Here is an 18,978-nt window from a genome sequence, read left to right on the forward strand (position 1 = left end):
GGCCACCGAGTGCCATCTGTGTCATTTCTGCACTAGGCCTTGATGCAGTTCGCGAGTATTTTAGTGCGGTCGCAAGTTATTTGTGGCGATTGTATCGGCTATTCCGCCCTCGGGGAAAGGATTGCTTGATGAGCAGGATATTGATTGCAATGGTTGCTGTGCTCGCCGTTGCCAGCCTGAGCGGCTGCGCGACCGACTGGATCGGCAAAGGAAAGGGGAAGGCCCCGCCGCCGGAACCCGCTCCGGTAGAGCAACCAGTGATTAAGTAAGGACCGGCTTGTATGGGGAAGGGTGCCAAGCCCTTCCCCATACATACGCTTTGGCCGGCTTCATAGCCTGCCGCGCGGTTGGCGGGCATAGGCTGTTATTAGGTCTGTGCTTTGTGAAGTTCGGGGAATGGACGCGGCGATGACGCTTGTAAATAGCCGTCTCTTGCTTGTGGCGTTGGTGGCCCTCCCGGCAGCGGCATGTCAGACGAAAGACCTGCCGCCCCAGCCGAATTTCGTATCTTCTGCCGATGGCGGAGCTGCGCCTCAAAAAAAGGACGAGCGGTACTTCATCGAGTTCCGCTCCCGCTACGCCCTAAGCTACGGCCACACCTACGCAGTTTTTGGGCGCCTAGACCGGGCCGGGAAAATGATTGATCCCCAAGTCGCGGGCCTTCACCCGGCTTCGAACAGTGCGGTTCCCTATGTTCTGGGCCATTTCGTGCCGGTGCCAGCCGAAACCGGGTGGAGCGACGGTGATCTGGAAGAACCATACAGATCCGCAAGCTGGCAAATCATATTGACCCGGGCCGAATACGACAAAGTCGTTGCCTACATCCGCAAGCTGCAGGCGAGCTCGCATGTCTGGCAGGCGACGGTCTTGAACTGCAACGGCTTCGTGGCGGACATCGCGCATTCCATGGGATATAAGACTCCCGCCATTCAGCTCCGGCCCCAACAATTCATAACCGAGCTTCGGAAGATGAATACATAGCAAAGATTCGAGGGATGAATGGGACCGAATGCGTTCGGTACTGCCCCTCCGGCTTTCGCGTCTGCGGACCAAATCGGAGAGGATCGCTGCGCCTGAAGGTCGGCCGGTTACGAAATCGAGGCGATGGGTGAAGTGGCCATACTCAGGGGCTGCTACAATCGCGATCGCAGAAAGGGCGCCGGTGACCTGACGTGAGCATTGCGGCAGCCTCACTTGGCGAGGTCATTTGGGTGATCGGCATCGTTGCTTGGTACGTGATCCGGTATCCCTTCGAGCGCCGGGCGAGGCGCGTGCGAATTGTAACTGGCTACCGCTCACGTTCCGACATCGTCGGGCTTGCATCTGCTCTGTTTGGCCTCGCAATCCTGCCTGCCTTCTATGTTGTCACCGGCATGCCCGCAGCGGCTGACCACCCGGCCAGCGCGTGGACCCTGGCTCTCGGCACAATCATCTTCTGCTCCGCGCTATGGGTTTTTCGCAGATCCCACAAGGAACTTGGCCGGAACTGGTCGATTACGCTGGAGATTCGCGAACGGCATGAACTCATCTGCGCCGGACCATACGCCTTGGTCCGCCACCCGATGTATACCTCGTTCCTGCTCATGGGCCTCGCCCAGGCCTTTCTGCTGGCGAACTGGATTGCGGGCATATCGGGGTTGATTGGGTTCGCAGTCCTTTTCCTGCTGAGAGTGGACAAGGAAGAGCGTATGATGCTGGAGAATTTCGGCCCGCAATACCGTGCCTATATGGAAAAGACCAAGCGAATAGTCCCTTATCTTTATTAGAGGTCCGTTTGATGCGAGGCCGAGCCCTCAAGCTATCGGCGCCCCGGCGCCTTGTTGGCGATCTGATGAGGTTTTCGATCGGCGTGCCACGGGTCGCGGTGCAGCGTCAGATGAACCTCGGCCCACTCGTAAGGGCTAGAATGGCGCAGCAGACCAGGCCCTCCTGGACCGCGATCTTCCTGAAGGGATACGCGCTTCTCGCCCGAGAGACGCCCGAGCTTCGACGCGCCTATGTCAAATTGCCCTGGCCGCAGCTTTACGAGTATCCGGTAAGCGTAGCCTCGATTGCCCACGAGCGCGAATATGAGGGCGAGCTGGCCGTTCTGTTGAGCTGCATCAAGGGCCCTGAGCGCTACTCTATCACAGAACTTGAGGCGTCCATCCACGCAGCTCGGTCACGGCCGATCCTGGAGGTCACGGAGTTCCGGCGTGCGTTGCGCATGGCCCGTGCGCCCGCGCCTCTCAGGTGGCTGCTTATGTGGCTGGGATTGAACATCGCCCGGCAAAGGGCAAATTACTTCGGTACCTTCCAACTGTCCGTTTATTCAGGCCTCGGTGCGGAATCGCTCAACCCGCTCACACCATTGACCACGCTTCTGAACTACGGTCCGATCGGCGAAGATGGATCGGTGAATGTCCGCATCCACTACGATCACCGGGTAATGGATGGAGCGAACGTCGCACGAGCGCTGGAGAGGTTCGAAAAGATTCTGAACGGCGCTATCGCCGATGAAGTGTTGCTGCTCGGTCTAGGTGTTGCCACTCCTTCAAGACAGAGGAACGCGAGATGATTTCGCACCGTGAATTCCGGCCAGCCGTCGTCGTAATTGGCGGCTCGGGTGGAATTGGCCGGGCGATTGCGAGCGTCGCTGCACGAGAGCGCGGTGCGATTGTGCTCGTTGCCCGCTCGCCCGAGGGTTTGGCCGCCACGGCGGCTGAGGTTCGGAAGGGGGGTGGCGAGGCATTCACGCTCGAGTTGGATCTCGTGGCAGGCGATGCGCCAACGCGCCTAGAGGACTTTCTGTCCGCACACGGCCTGGTCTGTGATGTCCTGGTCAACAGCGCAGGCTATGGCCTACGGGGCGCGGCGACGGCGCTCCCTATTGATGGCCAGCTCGGCATCATCGATCTAAACATACATTCCCTCAGCGAATTGACCCTCCATTTTCTGCCGGGAWTGGTGGCGCGCGGGCGGGGCGGGGTGCTCAATCTCAGTTCCGTGGCCGGGTTCGTTCCCGGGCCTTATATGGCTTTGTACTTCGCCAGCAAGGGTTTCGTGCGCTTCTTCTCAGAGGCGCTTCATCAGGAATTGCGCCGAACCGGTGTGACTGTCACATGTGTAGCACCAGGGCCGGTGTCGACGGAGTTTCTCGAAAGGTCCGGCGCCTATCAGACGCCACTCTTCAGTATCTTGCCCACGCTGGATCCGGAGGATGTGGCCGAACGCGCGTGGCGAGGGTTCAAATCCGGTCGTCGCCTCGTCGTACCTGGAATCTCGGCCAAGTTGGCTGCCCTTGCGGCGGCGCTCCTGCCTTCAGCAGCGATACTCCCCCTGATCGGCCGGCTGCAACGCGGCGGCAATGATCCATGTCCTTGCGGTTCAGGTGTGAAGTTCAAGAAATGCTGCGGTACCCGCCAGTTCCGGCTACGCCGGGGCCCTCGGGGAATTATCTCCTGATCGGACCAGCACGCCACTGCTCGCCCCAGTAGTCGCTGATTGTCTTGGTTGCTGCTCAACGACCAAACGCTTCAGCAGCGAGGTGAACCATGGCGCACGGTGCTGACCACTAAGGACAGGGCGAAGGCTTTGGCCATTGCGAAGGAGATCCGGGAGAACTTCCAGAGCAGAATTCTGCTACCGCCGCTGACACAGTCCTCACGCAGACGGCTCCATCATTACAGGCTGGGTGAAAGCGCGATGACAATCGGATGGTCACTGAGCGAAATTTCGACCGAACGCACGTTGCTCAGTGTTCCGACAGGCTCAACGCCAATTGTTGGATCGTAGGTTCTTACCAACGCGCGCGTCTCGCCAAAATGGACCGTCACACGATCTTGACCGCTCAACCGTTCGCCCCACACAATAAGTTGGAACGTGCCGTCGCTGTGCTGCAGGAGTAGATCGTGAACGGTCTCGGGTTGGTCTGCGATCGTGAAGTCGAGTTGGCCGGGTCTGGCGGGGATGCCTTTATCCGCCAAAATCGTCGTAAGGTTGTGAAGGTAGATCGCGGCCAAGCGGCGTGAATAATCAGCCTTGTAGAAGCCGAAAGATTGGTTGCCGTCTTCGTCGGTACGGTCCCGCAACAGATAGACCGATGTATAGGCGTAGCCGCGCTTATACTGCGCGAGGTACAAGCTCATCAAATTCAAGCCGTGCATTTGCTCCGTGACCGGACCTCCGATGGTGGTCCCGGTCTCGGTAGTGACACGCGGCAGCGTATTGAGTTGCTCCTGGGTGTAACCTCGAAACCCTCTCGCCCACGTGACGCCGAAGTTGCCGAATAGCCCGTCCACTTTGGATACAGCGGATGGATCGCCAGCGTGCCACGTCTTGTTGTCCGCTGGATACGGCGAATGTGAGTGATAGATGTAGTTGTGCACATTGGCGTAGTCGGCATACGTCGTGCCGTCCGGCATCTTGGTTTGGGCGCCGGGCGGGATCGTAAGGAACTGAAGGCCAACGTTGTCTCGCTGCGCGCCGGGTTCGGAGATCGACCAGACAGGATACGTCGCAAGCACCGGATCACTTTTGACAACCTGGTAAAGATCGCGCTGAAGCTTTGCGACCGCCATCCATGAAGGCTCCCCACCGCCGCCTTTCTCGCCCTGATAGGTGACACCCCAGTTGTTCGGCTCGTTGTCGCCCTCGAACGCGAGTAGCGCGCCAGCTTTAGCAAGCACCTTACCTGTTTCGACCAACCTCTTCACATCAGTCCCACCACTGACCAATCCCCAACTCAGGCGCACGCCGGTTTCGCGATGTAGATCCAGAAAGGTCTGGATGGTTGTTGGGCCCTTGTCGCTCAGACCTTCTATTCCCGCCCTTACCCATCGAAAGCCGCAATAGCGGACCATTTCGACAGTCCTAGCCAAAGGCTGGCCTCGATCGGGGAACGTGGTAACGACGCCGATGCTATTGAGAAAGTCGTTCGTCGCAACGGCCGTTTTGGGCGCTGCAAATGAATGGCGAGGTGATATGGACACCACAGCCAGTGCCACCCATGCGCCGACGAGGGAGCGAAGCATTTTGGAAGAAATGATCATCATCGCCGGGGACTCCAAGCCTCTCTAACCCACAACTCGCCATGGCGCATCGCCCGCCTTGGCGAGCGATCAATTCGCGCCCGCATACTCGGAAACCTAAGACTATTTCATCACACGGGGCCAACCTAGACCAGACAGTATGAGGACAGGCAAATAGCGACCGAGACGGCGTGCGATCAGTTAGCAATGGCTGTCGCCCCGACAACCGGCCTGACAACGGCGTTTGATATGTGGCCGGTGCTTGCACAGCGCGATGCCCCCCTAGATCAAGCGATGGTTGTGGAGGCCGCGACTGCCCGATATAGAGGTCACGCCTTTTGAGGGAATACTCCGCCCCGTCGGCTAAGCCACACGGCTGAGCCTCTTTAAATGCCTTACGCATGAGCGTGTCGGCTATCGCCCGCATTTCTTCCGCTTCCAATCAGAATTCCAAACTAATCCACCAGTCAGGAACATGGCAGGGCGGGTAAGGCACAGCCACGGCTCAATTTGCCCCCGGCATGATGAAGGAATGTGGCGACGAGGCCATTGCCAAGGAGCATGACAATTTCTGTAGAATGACCAAGCAACTCGGCGGCGCCGACTAGCGGCAGCCGACGCTGTATTGTGAAGCGTGAGGCGCTTGGCCCGTTGCCGATGGTGGCGGGCTTTTTTGTGCATGCTGGAACGGTCTGTTTTTCGGCTCGTTTTGCGTACGCACCTGTGTGACGCGGGTGCACGAAAGTTGTTTCGGCATCTTTCGGGGCCCGTCATGGCTTCCTCTGGCGGGCCTTTTGCGTTCATGGCCCCCGAGATCGAACGGTTTGTGTCCAGGCCTTGAATGCCACATGATTGGCCGAAGGTCGCGCATATCGACCGACTGGCCGCAGATCGGGCAAGGGTAGAAATACTCCCGCTCATGCCCCGGTTTGCCACTTTGGCGCTGGCCGGGAATGGGCGGCCCGAGTTCGTTCCGGTCTGTCATCACTATCAAACATTGAACCGCGGCTTGCGAGACAGTTGCGGTAAAGGTTCCGATCGGCCGCCGGCGCCCTGCCACAGCGTGAGCCCGGTTGATACCGCGACTTCAGGATCGGCCGTGAAGAGATTGGCGCCACGGCCGCGTAGCTTCAGCAAGATCGAGCTGTCCATGTGGCTATGAAGCCTCCTCAAGCCGAGCTCGTTGTAGACATGGCCGGTCGAGCCGGGATTGATGCCCGATATGACGACAGTCGACGCGCCGCTGTTGAATGCATAGAGCACAGCGGTGATGCCGTTCGAAAACTTCCGTGCATTGTCCAACTCGCTGTGGCGCGCGCCCATGACCGCCTCGTGCAGGGCAATGCGCTGGTACGTGCTAACCATCCGGAGCTGGTCGTAGCGATAGTTAAATGCCGCGAGGCCATCGCGTAGGCGCTGCTCTCCGAACGGCCAGCGCATCACATACAAGATGCCGGTCTCTTCGCCGTTGAGAACGCGCCGTACGGCTACGGCATTGTCGTTCGTGCCGTCGACTTGGTTGAAATGGAGAAAGGTCGCGTCAGGTTTGGCGATGCCCCATTTCCTCGCCACCGACTGGGAACCGTTGACGGTGAGAACCGAAAAATTCTCGTCGAATCCCTTGGGCAGGTTAGATCCAGGGGCGGAGCCGACGACGAGCACTGGCCCGATGAACCGGGTCGGATGACGCGGGGGCTTGGGGCGGGAAAACCTGTAGACGAGTGCTTCCTTGATCGTTCGTCTGATCTTGGAGTAGCTCATCGGAAGTCGTCACCGCTTGCCGAGTGCTTTGGCTTCCGGTTCCAGTGTCGCCCGATCGTTGCCGTGGTTAGCTCTCAGTTCCTTTGCCTGCTGGACTGTAATGCCTGCCTTCTTGGCGAAGTACTCGACCTCGTAGTCCTCACTGCCCGCCACTCGGTCACGATCACGGAAATCGCGCTTAGTCTTATCGTCGGCCATTTCGGTTCCTCTCTATTGGCGGTTGATGATGCCGGAAACGTGCAGCCGGCGAGTTTGTTGCAGCCGAAATCCATTTGCCGCTCCGGAACCATTTCAGCTCGTGCAGGCGTCCATCTCTAGCGGTTCGTGTTCAGACTGATTTTGCCAGATGACTTGCCTCAAATCGCGTCGGTCGACGCACTGGTCGCAGGTCGGGCAGGCATAAAAATGGTCACCATCATCATTTGGCTGATCGCCATGGCGTCGGCCGACGATCGGCGGCCCAAGGTCAGATAACTTCGTCATCGGCGTGAAACTTTGAATTCGCCTTCCGGAACCATTTCAGCGCATGCTAATTTAATCGCGGCTTTGCGAGACAGTTCATGCGTTTGAAGTTCATCCCCCCTTGATGCCAACTCTGGTGGAGAAGCCACCCGAAGGCGAGGGATGGATTCACGAGGTTAAGTTCGACGGCTACCGGTCGCAGTTGATCATCGACGACGACGGCACGCGGATCTACACCCGGCGCGGTCTCGACTGGACGTCGAAATATCGTGACCTCGCAGCGGCCGGCGCCGCGCTTGGTGTCGAAAGCGCTATCAACTGAACCCGAGCACGAGCTTATGGATCGGTGAGCACACGCGGAATCAACTTCCTAGATCGGTGGATTGCCAACAACGTCCCTGAGACGACGAACGCCGATGCCATTTCCATTGACGAGCTAACGCACAAGCTGTTTGCCGATGCGAAATCGGTGGGGATCAAGCGGGAGGAGATCGACGAAGAAGTAGTCAGCCTCTATCGAACGATCCTCGATGCCATCGTCCACTACGACGCTGGCTTGCCGGAATGAGCCTCATAGCGCCGCGCGTCATCCGGCGGCTATGCGAATTGACGGAGTCTTGAGCCGCGATACATGCTATAAACACAGGCGAAGGAACCGCTCGCTATTGCCCACTGATGCCCGTCCACTCATAAAATGGGATGCTAGACACCTCCGGCTTGCCATCGACGCGGCGGGTGTCGCGCTGTGGTCTTGGAACGTTGACACAGATCATTTCACTATGGACCAGCACGGCTATGGTCTTTGGGATCTGCCGTTCGGTCCGTTCGTGATTTTCGAAGATCTCTCTGCAAAAATTCATCCTGCGGATCGGGACAGGGTTCGTGCAGCGTTTGCTGCAACGCGCGCGATAGTTGGCGCATACGAGATCGACTTTCGGATTATGGTCGGAGACGATGTGCGATGGATTTCGGCTCGAGGCCAGGGAGATGATGCCGACATCGAGGGCCGAACGATGTTTGGAGTCTTTCTCGACGTCACCGGTCGCAAGCAAGCCGAAGAGGCCAACGAACTGCTTGCGGGAGAAATGAGCCATAGGGTCAAGAACCTGTTGAGTATCGCGACCGCGCTCACCACGATTACATCGCGCTCAGCCAAGTCAACGGAGGAGATGGCGCACGAACTAACCAGTAGGCTCTCGGCGTTGGGCAGAGCTCACGATCTGGTGCGCCCTGTGCCGGGACGTAATGAAAATGGCGCCCTGCTTGGGGATCTCCTGACGATCCTGCTGGCACCGTACGACGATATGGGCGCTTTTAGCGGCCGCGTGCGGGTGTCTGTGCCGCGAATGTCGGTTGGGGAAGCTGGCGCCACCACGTTGGCAATGATCATCCATGAACTTGCGACTAACTCGATGAAGTACGGTGCATTATCTGCCGCGACCGGAACGCTCGACGTTTCCAGCACTGTCGACGAAACTGACGTGACAGTTGTGTGGACTGAGAGGGGCGGGCCGCCCGTCGTATCGCCCGCAGAGCTTGGCGGTTTCGGGAGCAAGCTTCTTCGGCGCAGCATAACCTCTCAGCTCAATGGTTCGGTCCATCACAATTGGTCGGACGAAGGCGCGATCATCACTCTACGGATGGATAAGGACCGATTATCAATCTAAGGCGACGGCGGATTGGCCATCGTCACCTGCCCATGAGGAGCAGGCTGCCATGCCGTTTCGCAGCGCCAGATGGCGCCAGCAAGCATGGTGGCGGCGATGATCCCCATGCGTGACAGCGATTTCTACTAGGGCTTTCGGGTTAGAATGCGCGCTTCTCGTATGAGCGATGACCAATTGTGAGTCCCAAGGAAGGCGATAAGCGCGCGAGCTTGTTCTTCGGTGATGCCTGTCTCTTTGACCAAGCGCTGAACTGCACGGTTTCAGCGCTTATCGGTACTTCGGTCATGCTAAGGGCGCAACGTAGCGAGGGCTTCTAGTTCCGTAGATAAGTGACTCGCTGGTGCATCATCTCGTATTCGCGGCTGGCCTGCCTCTTAGGTCTGACCCTGGCAAGCGATTGTCGCCTACGAGACGGTCTTCGGAAGATAGTTTGGGCGGTATGAAAGGACCCGTAGCGCCGATCTCGCCTAGCCAATCCTCGTAGCCAGTGTTCATTTTGGACACCAGTTCATCGGGATCATGTATCCCGGACTGGAATAGGCTCTTGAGGCGCCGGCCGAAGTGTTCCCATGCCGGATGGCCTTCTGGAATTCCTGCCTCTGTGCAATAGTCGTTGAGAACCTTTGTCAGCATTGCAAGTTGCACCGAATCGAGATGATCGTCGAATGACATCGCTTTATCCCTCGTGGGGGCGAAAGCGTGATCGACTCTTCCAAGCGCCAGGCGCCCGTTCAAATTGGCCAGCGACGTTCCTTCAGTAAGCTTTAGTCACGGATTAGCGAGTCAAATCGGGCGTGGAGCGGAGTTTGGGATATATCTATCAGCCGACGGAACGTTTGTAGCTCTGGTCCCCGCATAGGGATCATAAAGGGCCTTGCCCCTCTCGGCCCTAGTTTGAGTCCGCTGTCGGCAGCGGACCCGACGCATCTAAACGCAAATGCCAACTTTAGCCGGATTCGCGCCACGGTACACGTGGACAATCTCCGAAGCCCGGTCTACGCGCTCCCGTCAGTCTCGCTGTCGTCATCGATCATCCGGACCGGCAGATAGGCGTTCGTTTCCAGCCACTCCCGCAGCACGATCTGAATGAGATCCGACTTACCGATCCCCATCTCGCCGGCTATGGAATTGAGGGCGTCTTCTGTTGCCGGCTCCAGGGGCACGCCAGCGACGTTACGCAGCATCAAGGCAGCGCGGCGAAGGATGATCTGGAGATCCGCCCGCGACATGTCCGCGATGCGATCGGCGGCGCTTTCAAGCTCTTCGGCGATCGATAGGCGGGTCACTTCGCCTTCCGCACCCTGCCGCTTATCCTGAAGGGCATCCTCGATCCTGACGATGCCGAGCAGGCGATCGGAACCGGTGCCGATGCCATCGTCGTCTCGAACCACGGTTCGCGTGGCCGAATTGAAGACGATGGATATCGTCGCGCTGAAGGCAACGTGGCGCGACCTGTTTGCCGCGGAACCGCCACCGTACAATCGCAAGTTCCTGGAGAGCCGGCTAGCATATCGCATTCAGGACGAATCCCTGGGCCGAGAGCCAATGCATACTTTGTTTTCCGCCAATCGGCATCCAACTAAGGTATCACCCACAAAAGCTGTCGAAATTGATGGGTTTGGAGAATCCGACATTCACGTGTCCATGAAGACCATCTTCTTGGACCCCTTAATGTCTGGCTCTCCTAAGCGAATTTCTGCGTGAACGCCTTGTCTCTCTTGCAACATTACCTGCGGCAATTTTCGTTGTCCGATGGAATAATCGCGCTTCCAGGATGTCCACATGGGTGGAAATCACTCCACGGACATATCGATGAAACATGCTTCCGTTTTCCTCGCACTCGCCGGCCTCGGTTCCTTTCTTGCAGCCGAGCCGGCGTTCGCGCATGCCCATCTCAAGAGCGTCACGCCCGCCGACAAGGCGATCATATCGACCTCGCCGATGGTGCTGACGCTCGACTTTACAGAGGGACTGAACCTAGCTTTTTCCGGTGCCAATCTGCAGGACGCTTCGGGTTCGCAGGTTTCGTCGGGCAAGGCGCAGCTGTCGAATGAAGACGAAACCCTTACCATTCCTCTGCAATCGGCGCTCAGGCCTGGCGACTATACAGTCAAATGGCATGTTCTTTCGGCCGACGGTCACAAGACCGACGGCAGCTACAGCTTCACGGTCAAGCCTTGATCGATCCGCAAGGGCTTTGGATTTTGGGTCGCGCCGTTATCGACATGGCCCTCATGTTGCTCTGGGGGTGTTGCGGGTTGTTTTCTGCCGCTGCGCCGGCGCCCATACGCGCCCTCCTGGTGCGGCGCTTTTCAGGGGTTTCCGCAATATGCACGATGATGGTGGCGGTAGGCGTCCTGGCGGTCCTTCCGGCGCAGATTGCTGTCGTGACCGATGATTGGCGCGCGACCGTTGACCCGCAGACGCTGTGGTCGTTTCTCACGCTGACAACCAGTGGACGGGCATGGGACATACTCGCCGCAGGTTCGTTACTGCTTGGACTGGCCCGTTGGCTCATGCCACGTCGCCATATTCTTGCGGCCGCTTTGGCCGGGTGTTCCCTGGCGAGCCTTTCCCTGACAGGGCACGCAGCAATGAGGACGGGCTTTGGACGCACTCTTCATGCCGCCATCGACATCGTCCATGTTCTTTCCGCCGGAGCATGGTTTGGCGGTCTTGTTGGCTTTGTATTTGTCATGCGGGCGGCACGCGACGTTGCTGATCGTCCTCAAGCATTGGTCGCTTTGTCCCGATTCTCCAGGCTCGGCCACGTCGCAGTCGCACTGGCGATCTTGAGCGGCGTGGCCAATAGCTTGCTCATCCTCGGTCATTTGCCGACAGATTGGCGGTCGCCCTATCAGGCAAGGCTCCTCATCAAGATCGGACTTGTCGCGATCATGGCGCTCGCGGCCATCGTCAATCGCTATGTATTCGTTCCCCTCTTGCGTAGAAAGCGCAGCGAGGCAGAAACCGCGTTGTTGGCCGGCGCTACCTTCGAGCTCTTGCTTGGCGCCGTCGTTATCGCGCTTGTAGCCGCATTCGGAACCATGGACCCGTCGTGATCGCGTTTCTCAGGCTTCCGAAACGATTATCAGGGATTTGTTATCGAACAGATTGCTCACCCGGAAGGGCAATGCCCTTCGAAGTATCACAGGGCATGCGTCGCTAGCGCTGCCTGATTGCGCGAAAGGCGAGATAAGCGCCGACTAAGAGGTAAAGCTTCCCAGCGGCCTGCATGGATTCCAGATGACGGCACCCAAGGCCGCCGATGTCGCATCATCATCTCAATATCCCACGCCGCCGCGACCCGGCACGGCATCGCCAAGAAAATTTCAGTTCGCCCGGAATAATCCGCCCTCGCCGGTGTCTACGCTTCTGAACTCTTCGAGAGAGATCAGGAGATAACAATGACCGCCTTTTTTCGCAGTACCAGCATTCTGGTGACCACATCGCTGCTCACCGTCGTCTCGGTGTGGGCCTTTGCCCAGGATGTGCCTGCCCACCATGAAACGGTTTCCGGCACGACGGACGAAGCACCGTTTCTGCAGGAAAACGACGCTGCCATGGTGAAAATGATGAACGACATGGCGGCCAAGCCGACAGGCGATGTCAATCGCGATTTCGTCGAGATGATGCTCCCGCATCACCAGGGAGCGATCGACATGGCCGTCGCCTACCTGCGCTACGGCAACAACGAGCAACTCAAGCGGATCGCGCAAGAAATCATTGTCGACCAGCAACAGGAAATCGCGGCCATGCGCATGGCGCTGGGCGATCCGCTTCCCGCCTCGGACGCGGTGCCGACGCAGGTCGATCCCAACGACGCGAAGACAACACAGAGCCCTTACGAAGAGACGTCATCAAAGGCCCCGGCCATGCAGATGATGACGATGAAACCGGCCAACTGAAAAGGACCGAGACATGAGAACCAACCTGAAGATCCTTGCTCTTCTGGCAAGCACCTTAATTGCCCCCGTGGCAGCTTTTGCCGGCCAGGCGCCCGGCCTCGCCTCCGACCCGGACATTCCGATCAGCCACAAGGACCGCGTCTATGCGGCCGAGCAGTTCTCCAACACGGTTTCTGTCTCCGATCCGGTCGACAACAAACTTCTCGGCGTCATCAAGCTCGGCGATCCACAGCCCGGCAACCTGAGCCCCCTCTACAAGGGTCAGGTGCTGGTCCACGGCATGGGTTTCTCCCCGGATCACAAGACCCTCGCGATCGTGTCGATCGGCTCCAATTCTGTGACTTTCATCGATACGGCAAGCAATGCCGTGAAGCACACGACCTATGTCGGCCGGTCCCCGCATGAGGCCTTTTTTACGCCCGACGGCAAGGAAGTCTGGGTGACGGTCCGCGGCGAAGACTATATCTCCGTGATCGACGCGAGCACTTTCGAAGAAAAGACCCGCATCAAGGTCGCTCCTGGCCCCGGCATGCAGATCTTCTCGCCGGACGGCAAATACGGCTATGTCTGCTCTTCCTTCAATCCGGATGTCGCCGTCGTCACCGTCGCAGACCATCAGATCGTCGGCCATGTGAAGCAGGATAGCCCCTTCTGCCCGAACATTGCCGCCTCCGCCGACGGCAAGCAGGTGTGGTTCACGCTGAAGGATGTCGGCAAGACGCAGGTCTTCAATGCCGAGGCGCCCTTTGACCTCATCAAGACCATCGACACCGGACCGATCACCAACCACGTCAATCTCGTCGTCAACAAAAACGGCAGTTTTGCTTACGTGACCGTGGGTGGCCTGAACGAAGTGAAGGTGTACCGCACGGATAATTTCGAGCAGGTCGCGACCATCCCGGTCGGAAACCTGCCGCACGGTATCTGGCCGTCTGGCGATGGCACACGAGTGTATGTTGGCCTCGAGAATGCCGACCAGTTCGCCGTCATCGATACGCTGACCAACAAGGTTATCGCCAACATCCCGATCGGCCAGGCGCCGCAGGCGGTCGCCTACGTTCCAAACGCAGTTCCCGAAGGCGATGGGATGCAAAACCTCGTGCCGCTCGGCGGGGCGGGGGACGCCGCTCACCTGAAGCTCGCGGCCAAGGGTGACAAGGACAAGCAGCAGTCGACGAGCGTCACGCTCTTCAATCAGGGGCTGACGCAGGTTCTGCAGGCTGCCGTCGCTGGCCTCGTTCCGAAGATGCCTTACGTGCTTGCGCTTTCCGACAAGCCCGATGGCACCGGTCAGCTCCAGGGCCTGGCAGCATTCATGACCAATCCCGCCGGTTCGGCTATTGTTAACGCGGTCGGTCCGATCCGACAGATCGTCGAAGCCAAGCATAAGGATGAGAGGCGCTATCTGGTCATTGCCACCACCTCTGCCGATGGCAAGCCCGGTAAGATTGTTCAGGTTCAGGCAGAGTAAGTGAAAATGGCCCGCCTCGGTCGAGGCGGGCCAACCACGGGACGCAGTGCGATGGATGATCTTCTTTTCCAGGTCGAACCGATGATCCCGGCATTGCGACGCTATGCCCGCGGTTTCGTTCACGACGCGGTCGCCGCTGACGATCTGGTGCAGGACTGCCTTGAGCGTGTGATCTCTCACTGGCACCGGCGCCGAAATGATGACGCCCGCACCTGGGTATTCGCGATCCTGCATAATCTTGCAGTCAGCCGACTGCGGCAGGCGGCCCGGCGTGGTCGGCATGTTGCCATAGAAGAGATCGCAGATGATCTCATGGCGCATCCGCCGACACAGGAGGACGACCTTGCAAGAGCGGACATCGTCTCGGCGATCCAACAACTGCCGGAGGAACCGCGTAGCGTGCTGCTGCTGGTAGCTGTCGAAGACCTTAGCTACGCCCAGGTCGCCGAAGTACTGACGATCCCGATCGGAACCGTGATGTCGCGACTGTCGCGCGCGCGTGAGCGCCTGCGGCAGATCTTGGAAAGCCCCGCCAGGGGCGTTAGACCGGGCTCGCATCTGCGGAGAGTGAAATGACGGATAGGCCAATCACCGAAGACGATCTCCACGCCTATGTCGACGGCCGGCTTGACGCTGCCCGAAACGAGGAAGTCTCCGCGTATCTCGACAAGCACCCGGATGTCGCCAATCGTTTTGCCTCCTATTCCGTCCAGCGCACCCTTTTGCAGGGCGCCTTTGACCCCATCGCTGGCGAGCCTGTGCCATCAAGGCTCAATCTCAACCACATCATTGCCACCAGACGGCAAAGCAGGGTCTCCAGCTGGCGGCTTGCCGCCGCCGCCGCGGTGCTTCTGTTCGCCGGCGGATCCGGCGGCTGGTACATGCGAGATATGACGGTCCCTCCAAGCGAAGGTGTGGTCGCCCTCGCTCGCGAAGCCTCCGACAGTTTCGCCACCTATGCCGGAGACAGGACGAGGCCGGTGGAGCTCCGGGCCGACAATATAGTCGAACTGGCTAGCTGGGCGACTGAACGGATGGGGCGCAAGCCTGTCCTGCCAGACCTGTCGAAGTCCGGCTATCGGCTGATGGGTGGCCGCGTCGTTTCCACACCTCACGGCGCCGGCCTGATGCTGATGTATGACAATGACCAGGGCACGCGCCTTGTCATGTTGACAAGACCGATGGCCGTGGACCAGACGCGGACGATGACGCCCCACTCCCAAGGTAGGGTTGACGGCTGGGCTTGGGCGTCGAACGGTATGGGCTACAGTCTTGTAGGCTCATTGCCCTCTGAAGCGCTGCACCCACTCGCTGACGATATTCGCAGGCAGGTGCAGGGCGAGGCCTAATCGTCAACTGCCCTGAACACGCCGGGTTTGCCGGAGGCTTCAATTCCTGAGAAGGCTAGTCGATATGAGTAAGACAAGTACGCCAGCGCGCGGCGGGTTCTGGATCACGAGCATGATCAGCCGTCCCAAGAGGCAGCGATCATGTCGATCGCGACCAAGATCGGCTGCTCCCGCCTCAGTCTCTCCGAAAGGTGGCGAGGCCCTTTTGGACTGAAGCGCGCGCGCCCATGCGATCGAACCACTGGACGGGGAGGCAGCGCAACGTTGTCGCGTCACGACTGGCTTTGGATGGAGATATTGGTGATCTCCTCGCTTCTGCGCCAAAGCTCTTCGGCGGCTTTCGGGTCGACCGCATAGGCCAGGACACCGGTGCCGCGATTGGCACGATCTTCAGTCAAAGCGAAAGAACCGCCCTCCGGCAATACGGGCGTGATGTCTGAATCGGCGCAGTACACCCCGCCTTTGCCGTCGAGCTGCGGGCTGACCGCGCACCAGACGTGGGTGGCCGCTCCCTGCGGCACCGATTTTAGGTCACGGCTCAGATCGACGACCGGCCGATCATTCTCGTCGACGAACCCGGTCTTTTTCAGCATTTCTACCCCGACATGCGTACCAAGATTCGTTGCCGCTATTCCGCCGGGATGAAGCGCGAACGCGCGGACGCCTTCTTCCTTGCCTCGCCGGTCGAGGGCGACCGCGAAGAGGATGTTGGCCGTCTTGGACTGACCATAGGCCTTGAAAGGGTCATAGGCGCGACGCTCGAAATTGATGTCGTCGAAAACCACCGGCGAGAAGCGATGCCCCGCGGACGAGACCGACACGACGCGCGCGCCATGAGCGCGCTTCAGCGCCGGCCAGAGCCGCAGGGTCAGCCGGAAATGGCCGAGATGGTTGGTGGCAAACTGCAGTTCGTTGCCTTGCGCATCGCGCTTCAGTTCGGGCAGCGCCATGATGCCGGCGTTGTTGATGAGCATATGAAGCGGCAGGCCTGTCTCGACGAAGTCACGTGCGAAGTCATCGATCGAGCCGGGATCGGCGAGGTCCATCGGCTGAACCTCCATGCCGCCACCCGCTGCGGCTATGGCCTTGCGCGCACGCTCGACGTCACGTGCCGGCACAATGATTCGTGCGCCCGCCGACGAGAGCGTGCGCGCTGTCTCAAGCCCAAGGCCTGAGTAGCCGCCCGTAACGATCGCCACCTTGCCAACGAGATCGACTCCCTTGATGGCGTCGACGGTCGTGGAGGCGCGGCTAAATCCTGAACGGATCGGTGCCTGTGTTGTGTTCATTGCTGTATCTCCGTTTTCATGGAGATGGAATATTCGACCAAGGCGGAACGATGAATGCTTGCTGGTCCATAAAATATGAGCGATCGTTCGCTATCGGTGGGCTATGGCAGCGTGCAAGCATTCCTCCCTGAGAGGCCGGTTGATCGTATCGATGCTCGGCCCTTAGCATCTCCCTATCACCGATCGGCAAATGGGGGCTTTGAATGCTAGCATTCGATGGGGACGCGCACAGAGAGTGCAATGAGCGCCTTCCTCGCCACCGCTGGCCTGCCAGTTTGCCTTTGTGATCCGGCGCGACCGTTTTGCAATAAGCGTGGATCACCGGTCGATGATTGCGATCCGGAGCGCAGCCAATTGCAGCTTGTCAGACATAGAATCCATTGGGAAAGTCCGGAGGCTCGTTAAGCCAGGAACGGTCGCTGCATCTTATTCTTGGCAGAGGTCTACCGCTCAGTTGCATCCAATTGCGCCATGGCAGCGAGCGCCCGATCCGACGTTCCGTGAAGCGTACACATGACACACGGCGCAGCGCGGACGCTGCGCCGTGTGAATGGGTTGATCTCAGTGATCGAGGTGCTGACGAATTCCGTCCGCTGCGAGTTGGATGGCTGCCTGAGTAGAAGGCAGGTCCTTGAGCGCGTTGAGTAGCACGAAGTCATGGATCGTACCGTTGAACCGCACTGCCGAGACCATATTTCCGGCCGCCTTCAACTTGCGAGCATAGGCTTCGCCCTCGTCCCGAAGCGGATCATTCTCTGCGGTGATCACCAGTGCGGGCGGCAGACCGTGCAGTTCATCAAGGGTGGCGCGGAGCGGGGACACGTAACGATTGTCGCGCTGCCCAGCATCTGGAGCGTAGAGATCCCAGCCGTATTTCATGAACGCTCGGCCAAGAAATCGGTCCTGTCCAAAGGTCAGATAGGAGGCACTATCGACGCTGGCGTCGGTCGCGGGAATGAACAGCACCTGATAGCTGATCTTCGGGCCATTGCGGTCCTTGGCCATCAGTGTGAGTGCGGCCGTCATGTCGCCGCCCACCGAATTCCCCGCGACCGCGATGCGGCTGCCGTCGGCGCCGAAGTCCGCGGCATGCGCTTTCACCCATTCCAACGCAGCATAGCTCTCGTCGAGCTGGGTCGGGAACTTCGCCTCGGGAAGAGAGGTGTATTCGACGAACACGCCGACCTGGCCCGACTTAACGACGAGATCACGCAGCAGGCGCTGATGGTTGTCGAAATTGCCGACGATCCACACGCCGCCGTGAATGAACAGCAATACGCCGGGCTTCTTCGCAGCCTTATCGGGCTTCATGATGTAGAGCTTCACCCGCCGGCCCTCGACCGGGATGGTAAGCTCCGACGTTGAAACGCCCGACATGTCAACCGGCGTCTGGTTCTGAAGGCCTGTCAAAATTTCTTGGGGGCGAGGCTGCGGCAGTTCCCAAAACGGGGATGGGTCTTTGTTGATCTGCTCAAGAAATGACCGGACCTGCGGGTCGAGGTTCGGGTCGTCGGCGACGGGCGGTGCGGCCTGGGCAAGCGCGGTGCCGGAGGCGGTCAGCACCATTGCGGCAGCGGCAGCAGCCGTCTTGATCGTGTTCATGACGGATATCCTTTCGAGAACTGGAGTGGAGATTGGGCTGGGTCAGAGGAGGGGAATGCGCAGGGCGAAACCGTTGCGCGTGGCGTGGCTGTGGTGAAATGTCTCCGTTTTCATGGAGACATGAATAAGCAATAAGAGTCGAACGATGAATGCTCAATAGTCCATAAAATATGAGCGATCGTTCGCGATCGGCCGGATACGTCTGATTGCCGCCACCCCGATCCTCATCGGCAATTGGGATGGAGTTGCCTTTCCAAAGACATTGGCTCATCGCCAGATTGCGGGCACTCAGCTCAGCGCCCAGCCCGGTCGTTGACGTCAATTCTGCCGCTCCTCGAAAGCAGGCATCGGCGAGGTTAAACGAGGGCGCGGCAGGAGGCCGCCGTGGTGCGCAGGTACGCTAAGACCTGCGCCGAATATGCCGCGCGCTCCGCGGCAATGGGGGGCCAAGTCGCTCTTC

At 59.1% G+C, this 18,978-nt stretch carries 21 protein-coding genes and 1 pseudogene; 16 read left to right on the forward strand and 6 right to left on the reverse strand.

The window, feature by feature from the left end; all coding sequences use genetic code 11:
* The first annotated feature begins 128 nt into the window (after positions 1 to 128).
* The 5 genes from AC1DYW_RS13385 (at position 129) to AC1DYW_RS13405 (ending at position 3,444) form a co-directional block, all read left to right on the forward strand.
* Complete coding sequence (locus AC1DYW_RS13385) at positions 129 to 269, forward strand: ABC transporter (RefSeq protein WP_477226492.1); 141 nt, start codon at positions 129 to 131, stop codon at positions 267 to 269.
* Positions 270 to 408: 139 nt separating this feature from the next.
* Positions 409 to 981, forward strand: coding sequence for a hypothetical protein (locus AC1DYW_RS13390; RefSeq protein WP_477226493.1), 573 nt, complete (start codon positions 409 to 411; stop codon positions 979 to 981).
* Positions 982 to 1,178: 197 nt separating this feature from the next.
* On the forward strand, positions 1,179 to 1,766 hold the full coding sequence (locus AC1DYW_RS13395; protein ID WP_477227068.1) for a protein-S-isoprenylcysteine O-methyltransferase: 588 nt from the start codon (positions 1,179 to 1,181) through the stop codon (positions 1,764 to 1,766).
* An 11-nt stretch (positions 1,767 to 1,777) separates the two neighbouring features.
* Positions 1,778 to 2,557, forward strand: coding sequence for a hypothetical protein (locus AC1DYW_RS13400; RefSeq protein ID WP_477226494.1), 780 nt, complete (start codon positions 1,778 to 1,780; stop codon positions 2,555 to 2,557).
* Positions 2,554 to 3,444 carry an SDR family NAD(P)-dependent oxidoreductase gene (locus AC1DYW_RS13405; RefSeq protein ID WP_477226495.1) on the forward strand — a complete coding sequence of 297 codons (891 nt, stop codon included), beginning with the start codon at positions 2,554 to 2,556 and terminating at the stop codon, positions 3,442 to 3,444. Before AC1DYW_RS13400 ends, AC1DYW_RS13405 begins: the two co-directional genes overlap by 4 nt.
* Before the next feature lie 218 nt (positions 3,445 to 3,662).
* Here the strand turns inward: AC1DYW_RS13405 and AC1DYW_RS13410 are convergent, their stop codons facing one another.
* The 3 genes from AC1DYW_RS13410 to AC1DYW_RS13420 form a co-directional block, all read right to left on the reverse strand.
* Positions 3,663 to 5,033, reverse strand: a complete 1,371-nt coding sequence (locus AC1DYW_RS13410) for a glycosyl hydrolase (protein WP_477226496.1) — start codon at positions 5,031 to 5,033, stop codon at positions 3,663 to 3,665.
* Positions 5,034 to 5,999: 966 nt separating this feature from the next.
* On the reverse strand, positions 6,000 to 6,770 hold the full coding sequence (locus tag AC1DYW_RS13415) for a membrane-anchored protein (RefSeq protein ID WP_477226497.1): 771 nt from the start codon (positions 6,768 to 6,770) through the stop codon (positions 6,000 to 6,002).
* 9 nt (positions 6,771 to 6,779) lie between these two features.
* Complete coding sequence (locus AC1DYW_RS13420; RefSeq protein ID WP_477226498.1) at positions 6,780 to 6,968, reverse strand: DUF3606 domain-containing protein; 189 nt, start codon at positions 6,966 to 6,968, stop codon at positions 6,780 to 6,782.
* A 388-nt stretch (positions 6,969 to 7,356) separates the two neighbouring features.
* On the opposite strand from AC1DYW_RS13420, the gene AC1DYW_RS13425 reads away from it, so the two are divergent.
* The 3 genes from AC1DYW_RS13425 (at position 7,357) to AC1DYW_RS13435 (ending at position 8,899) form a co-directional block, all read left to right on the forward strand.
* The gene (locus tag AC1DYW_RS13425) at positions 7,357 to 7,554 is read left to right on the forward strand and encodes an ATP-dependent DNA ligase (protein ID WP_477226499.1); all 198 of its coding nucleotides are present in this window, start codon (positions 7,357 to 7,359) and stop codon (positions 7,552 to 7,554) included.
* A 24-nt stretch (positions 7,555 to 7,578) separates the two neighbouring features.
* Positions 7,579 to 7,800, forward strand: a complete 222-nt coding sequence (locus AC1DYW_RS13430; RefSeq protein ID WP_477226500.1) for a DUF768 domain-containing protein — start codon at positions 7,579 to 7,581, stop codon at positions 7,798 to 7,800.
* Positions 7,801 to 7,897: 97 nt separating this feature from the next.
* Positions 7,898 to 8,899, forward strand: a complete 1,002-nt coding sequence (locus AC1DYW_RS13435) for a sensor histidine kinase (protein WP_477226501.1) — start codon at positions 7,898 to 7,900, stop codon at positions 8,897 to 8,899.
* 995 nt (positions 8,900 to 9,894) lie between these two features.
* On the opposite strand, the gene AC1DYW_RS13440 is transcribed toward AC1DYW_RS13435, so the two are convergent.
* A complete protein-coding gene (locus AC1DYW_RS13440; protein ID WP_477227069.1) occupies positions 9,895 to 10,185 on the reverse strand; it encodes a hypothetical protein in 291 nt (96 codons plus the stop codon).
* Between the two features lie 18 nt (positions 10,186 to 10,203).
* Between AC1DYW_RS13440 and AC1DYW_RS13445 the strand changes: the two are divergent.
* The 8 genes and pseudogenes from AC1DYW_RS13445 to AC1DYW_RS13480 form a co-directional block, all read left to right on the forward strand.
* Positions 10,204 to 10,299: pseudogene (locus tag AC1DYW_RS13445) on the forward strand (alpha-hydroxy-acid oxidizing protein); the annotation flags it as partial.
* A gap of 16 nt (positions 10,300 to 10,315) precedes the next feature.
* Positions 10,316 to 10,603, forward strand: a complete 288-nt coding sequence (locus AC1DYW_RS13450; RefSeq protein ID WP_477227070.1) for a DUF2924 domain-containing protein — start codon at positions 10,316 to 10,318, stop codon at positions 10,601 to 10,603.
* 108 nt (positions 10,604 to 10,711) lie between these two features.
* Positions 10,712 to 11,080, forward strand: coding sequence for a copper homeostasis periplasmic binding protein CopC (gene copC, locus AC1DYW_RS13455; protein WP_477226502.1), 369 nt, complete (start codon positions 10,712 to 10,714; stop codon positions 11,078 to 11,080).
* Positions 11,077 to 11,961 carry a copper homeostasis membrane protein CopD gene (gene copD, locus AC1DYW_RS13460; RefSeq protein WP_477226503.1) on the forward strand — a complete coding sequence of 295 codons (885 nt, stop codon included), beginning with the start codon at positions 11,077 to 11,079 and terminating at the stop codon, positions 11,959 to 11,961. The genes copC and copD overlap by 4 nt, the downstream gene beginning before the upstream one ends.
* A gap of 345 nt (positions 11,962 to 12,306) precedes the next feature.
* Positions 12,307 to 12,807: a DUF305 domain-containing protein gene (locus AC1DYW_RS13465; protein WP_477226504.1), complete on the forward strand. Its 501-nt coding sequence runs from the start codon at positions 12,307 to 12,309 to the stop codon at positions 12,805 to 12,807.
* A 13-nt stretch (positions 12,808 to 12,820) separates the two neighbouring features.
* Entirely contained in the window at positions 12,821 to 14,278 is a 1,458-nt protein-coding gene (locus tag AC1DYW_RS13470; protein ID WP_477226505.1) for a YncE family protein, read from the forward strand.
* Between the two features lie 51 nt (positions 14,279 to 14,329).
* On the forward strand, positions 14,330 to 14,854 hold the full coding sequence (locus tag AC1DYW_RS13475; RefSeq protein ID WP_477226506.1) for a sigma-70 family RNA polymerase sigma factor: 525 nt from the start codon (positions 14,330 to 14,332) through the stop codon (positions 14,852 to 14,854).
* Positions 14,851 to 15,627 carry an anti-sigma factor family protein gene (locus tag AC1DYW_RS13480; protein WP_477226507.1) on the forward strand — a complete coding sequence of 259 codons (777 nt, stop codon included), beginning with the start codon at positions 14,851 to 14,853 and terminating at the stop codon, positions 15,625 to 15,627. The genes AC1DYW_RS13475 and AC1DYW_RS13480 overlap by 4 nt, the downstream gene beginning before the upstream one ends.
* Before the next feature lie 272 nt (positions 15,628 to 15,899).
* On the opposite strand, the gene AC1DYW_RS13485 is transcribed toward AC1DYW_RS13480, so the two are convergent.
* A complete protein-coding gene (locus AC1DYW_RS13485; protein WP_477226508.1) occupies positions 15,900 to 16,916 on the reverse strand; it encodes an SDR family NAD(P)-dependent oxidoreductase in 1,017 nt (338 codons plus the stop codon).
* Between the two features lie 561 nt (positions 16,917 to 17,477).
* Complete coding sequence (locus AC1DYW_RS13490; RefSeq protein ID WP_477226509.1) at positions 17,478 to 18,518, reverse strand: alpha/beta hydrolase; 1,041 nt, start codon at positions 18,516 to 18,518, stop codon at positions 17,478 to 17,480.
* Positions 18,519 to 18,978 lie beyond the last annotated feature (460 nt).

Source organism: Mesorhizobium sp. P2_D5 (genome assembly GCF_056404355.1).

Bases quoted from the DNA above. Each gene is read 5' to 3' on its own strand.
- copC (WP_477226502.1), top strand. From the start codon at position 10,712: ATGAAACATGCTTCCGTTTTCCTCGCACTCGCCGGCCTCGGTTCCTTT.
- AC1DYW_RS13480 (WP_477226507.1), top strand. From the start codon at position 14,851: ATGACGGATAGGCCAATCACCGAAGACGATCTCCACGCCTATGTCGAC.
- AC1DYW_RS13470 (WP_477226505.1), top strand. From the start codon at position 12,821: ATGAGAACCAACCTGAAGATCCTTGCTCTTCTGGCAAGCACCTTAATT.
- AC1DYW_RS13450 (WP_477227070.1), top strand. From the start codon at position 10,316: ATGGATATCGTCGCGCTGAAGGCAACGTGGCGCGACCTGTTTGCCGCG.
- AC1DYW_RS13400 (WP_477226494.1), top strand. From the start codon at position 1,778: ATGCGAGGCCGAGCCCTCAAGCTATCGGCGCCCCGGCGCCTTGTTGGC.
- AC1DYW_RS13385 (WP_477226492.1), top strand. From the start codon at position 129: ATGAGCAGGATATTGATTGCAATGGTTGCTGTGCTCGCCGTTGCCAGC.
- AC1DYW_RS13475 (WP_477226506.1), top strand. From the start codon at position 14,330: ATGGATGATCTTCTTTTCCAGGTCGAACCGATGATCCCGGCATTGCGA.
- AC1DYW_RS13465 (WP_477226504.1), top strand. From the start codon at position 12,307: ATGACCGCCTTTTTTCGCAGTACCAGCATTCTGGTGACCACATCGCTG.
- AC1DYW_RS13415 (WP_477226497.1), bottom strand. From the start codon at position 6,770: ATGAGCTACTCCAAGATCAGACGAACGATCAAGGAAGCACTCGTCTAC.
- AC1DYW_RS13390 (WP_477226493.1), top strand. From the start codon at position 409: ATGACGCTTGTAAATAGCCGTCTCTTGCTTGTGGCGTTGGTGGCCCTC.
- AC1DYW_RS13485 (WP_477226508.1), bottom strand. From the start codon at position 16,916: ATGAACACAACACAGGCACCGATCCGTTCAGGATTTAGCCGCGCCTCC.
- AC1DYW_RS13420 (WP_477226498.1), bottom strand. From the start codon at position 6,968: ATGGCCGACGATAAGACTAAGCGCGATTTCCGTGATCGTGACCGAGTG.
- AC1DYW_RS13410 (WP_477226496.1), bottom strand. From the start codon at position 5,033: ATGATGATCATTTCTTCCAAAATGCTTCGCTCCCTCGTCGGCGCATGG.
- AC1DYW_RS13490 (WP_477226509.1), bottom strand. From the start codon at position 18,518: ATGAACACGATCAAGACGGCTGCTGCCGCTGCCGCAATGGTGCTGACC.
- AC1DYW_RS13425 (WP_477226499.1), top strand. From the start codon at position 7,357: ATGCCAACTCTGGTGGAGAAGCCACCCGAAGGCGAGGGATGGATTCAC.